Consider the following 1,222-nt stretch of genomic DNA (forward strand, 5'->3'; position numbering starts at 1 on the left):
GGGCGTCGGCCGCGCCGCGGCGGCGCGCGGTGCGGGGCGCGGCGACCGGTGAGATGCGGGGCATGTGGGTGGCCACCGTCACCAACCGGGACTGGCCCTCCCGGCCGGGGCTGAGCGCCGCGCGGCAGCGCGCCGAACTGCTCGGCCACCTCGACACGGCCGTCCGCGACCGCCTCAACACCGTGATCTTCCAGGTGCGGCCCACCGCCGACGCGCTGTGGCCCTCGCCGTACGAGCCGTGGTCGCAGTACCTCACCGGCACCCAGGGCGCCCATCCCGGCTGGGACCCGCTCGGCACGGCCGTCGCGGAGGCCCACGCCCGCGGTCTGGAACTGCACGCCTGGTTCAACCCGTACCGCGTGGCCCTGCACGCCGACCCCGCCCGGCTCACCGCCTCCCACCCCGCCCGCCGGAACCCCGGCTGGACCGTCCCGTACGGCGGCAGGCTCTACTACAACCCGGGCCTGCCCGAGGTCCGCGCCTTCGTCCGGGAGGCGATGCTCGACGCGGTGCGCCGCTACCCCGTCGACGCGGTCCACTTCGACGACTACTTCTACCCGTATCCGGTGGCCGGGCAGAGCTTCGACGACGACCTCGCGTACGACACCCACGGCGGCGGCTTCCCGGACCGGGCGGCCTGGCGGCGGGACAACGTCGACCGGCTGGTGCGCGAGACGGCCGCCGGGATCAAGGAGACCCGCCCCGGCACCCGCTTCGGCATCAGCCCCTTCGGGGTGTGGCGCAACGCCGACGTGGACGGGCGGGGCTCCGCCACGCACGCGGGCGTGCAGACGTACGACGACCTGCACGCCGACACCCGCCGGTGGGCCAGGGAGAACTGGATCGACTACATCTGCCCGCAGCTCTACTGGAACATCGGCTTCGCCGCCGCCGACTACGCCGCGCTGCTGCCCTGGTGGGCCGAGGTCGTCCGGGGCTCCGGGACCCGGCTGTACGTGGGGGAGGCCCTCTACAAGGCGGGCGACCCGGCCCAGCCCGCGGCCTGGCGGGACCCGGCCGAACTCTCCCGCCACCTCACGCTGGCCGCCGAGCACCCCGAGGTGCGCGGGCACGTCTTCTTCGCCGCCCGTGAGGTGACGGCCGATCCGGCCGGGGCGATGGCGCGGGTGGTCGCCGACCACTACCGGCGGCCGGCCGCGCCCCCGGGCTGATCCGGGGGAGGGGTGCCGTCCGGTTTCCGCCGGGCCGGGCGGGGCCGGGC

At 76.3% G+C, this 1,222-nt stretch carries 1 protein-coding gene; it reads left to right on the forward strand.

What is annotated here, in order from left to right:
• On the forward strand, positions 1–1,172 hold a 1,172-nt coding region (locus B7767_RS31115), incomplete at its 5' end, for a glycoside hydrolase family 10 protein (RefSeq protein WP_107486430.1).
• Positions 1,173–1,222: the final 50 nt, after the last annotated feature.

Origin of the sequence: Streptomyces sp. 13-12-16 (genome assembly GCF_002114215.1) — a bacterium.
Taxonomy (GTDB): domain Bacteria; phylum Actinomycetota; class Actinomycetes; order Streptomycetales; family Streptomycetaceae; genus Streptomyces.